Here is a 1,840-nt window from a genome sequence, read left to right as displayed (position 1 = left end):
GGTGTAGAAGCGGCGTAGTCGTAATAATTATCCATTTTCAACCAAATACTCTAATGTCTGATTAAATAAAATATTAGCCACTAACGATTCACCAATATTATTCATAATCCAACTATCAATGTGCATCAAGCCACTATTGCAATATCCTTCAAAAATACCAATAGCATCTCTTAAGTTCTCATTTTTGAGTATATCCAGAGACGGTTCTTTAGCTAGCGCAATAAGATATATATAAGCGTCATGGCCTGTCGTCGCATAGGTATCCAACAGAATTGGGGTTGTGTTTACTTTAGACTCAAGTGGTTGAAAGTCATCTAATTGATAACCAACTAATGCCGAAAAAACCATCAGTTCTTTTACTGTACTAAAGACTCGAGTATCACTTTTCGCCCCTTTTGTTGAGCAAAACCGCTCTTCCAACGCTTCAAAGCGAACATCCCGGCGTACCGATAACTTACGCCAATCAATTATTTCAGCCATGAACAGGGATCTCCTCAATGGTTACCTTATCAAAATCACTACCAAAGCGTACAACATCATAGTCATTACCTTTTACAGTAAGTTTTGTAGGATACTGCCCTTTAAACTCTTCTTCAGTCAACACTGTATGCTGAACGAGGTTATATTCCTTACCAATTTTATGACGAATTCCCTTGTCAGTATGTGCTTCTGTCCACTGAGCCTGAGAGAACATAAAGATTGATTGCTCTACTTTGTTCGCAATGTAACGGACAAGTTCTCGACCATTATCAGGACCGATAAACGCTAGAATTGAGTCTGCAATAAAGGGAGCAACAGTACCTGGAGTAAGCAAGTGCTGCTTATTATTCGCACGATCTTTCGAGAATTCAATCAACGCAACAACAAACGAAATAGATAACATCGCTTGATAACCATTCCCCGCAGCTACTCGTTTACCTTCTCTATCTACGATTGCCCATGTAAAGCTTCCTCCTTTGACGCTAGTATCTTTTTTAACTGTATAACCATTAAAAGCCACTTGGTTAAATAACGACTGCATCTTGCTTAAGAGGATCTGGTCAACACCTTCCTGTGAAGAGACAATGGCCTCCTCATATAACTCTACTATCTTCTCTGTTGCGAGAATCAAGTTACGAACTTTATGAGCTTTAGGTTGAGTTGCTGACAGGCTAGTTACTCTGCGATCAATATCTTCAATATCAATCTCTTTTTTACGAACGCTCTGCTCCATTTGTAGGATCTGACGGTTTAGTTGATCGCACCTTGATTTCGCTAAATCTTTACCGCGTTCGATAACCTTAATGTCATCAATGTCAGAATCAACAATAGTATGACTTAAGTCCTTTATACTATTTTCAAGTTCCTGTATGACGTCTTCGCGGTCATCAATATCCGCTAATAACCTTTCCATACTAGCTTTCGGCAATTGCTGGTTACAAAGCGTGTCTTGTAGCTTGACAGCTAATTCCCAGCGACGCTTAAGCTCAGGATCGACGGCATGTTTACCAAGCTCTTCTAAAAGCCGAGCTGCCGAACTATCCTCTCCAACGTGCGTACCACAGATACATTCGTTATTATCCATAATTTCACGTAGCAGTTGCTTATCCACCGTATAACGAAGTGACTTATTTAGTTCTGCTGTATTAATGCTTGAAAGGTCTATCGAGGCAAGTTTTTTGCCAAATGTAGATAATGCCCAATCAGGTGTGTTGGTTATTTTCTCTGTTAATAGTTGCTTATATTGTCGTTGGTAATCATTCAACAATCTTCCTTGTTTTTCGCGAAATTTAATTTTTTCTTCAATAGATGTCTTATCAAAGCGAGTAAGTTTAGATAGCTGAATCTCATACTCTTTTTC

2 protein-coding genes are annotated in these 1,840 nt (G+C 39.0%); both read right to left on the bottom strand.

Annotated features, from left to right (window positions below):
• Positions 1-27: 27 nt before the first annotated feature.
• Complete coding sequence (locus BZG79_RS15120; protein WP_077774818.1) at positions 28-480, bottom strand: hypothetical protein; 453 nt, start codon at positions 478-480, stop codon at positions 28-30.
• Positions 473-1,840: DNA repair protein (locus tag BZG79_RS15115; RefSeq protein WP_077774817.1), on the bottom strand; the 1,368-nt coding region annotated here is incomplete at its 5' end. The genes BZG79_RS15120 and BZG79_RS15115, both read right to left, overlap by 8 nt.

The sequence above is a fragment of the Salinivibrio sp. MA427 genome (assembly GCF_001996115.1).
GTDB lineage: Bacteria > Pseudomonadota > Gammaproteobacteria > Enterobacterales > Vibrionaceae > Salinivibrio > Salinivibrio costicola.
Note: the sequence above shows the minus strand (reverse complement) of the source record. Positions and strands in the feature narration are given on the sequence as shown.

Coding starts and splice junctions, on each gene's coding strand:
- BZG79_RS15120 (WP_077774818.1), bottom strand. CDS start 480: ATGGCTGAAATAATTGATTGGCGTAAGTTATCGGTACGCCGGGATGTT.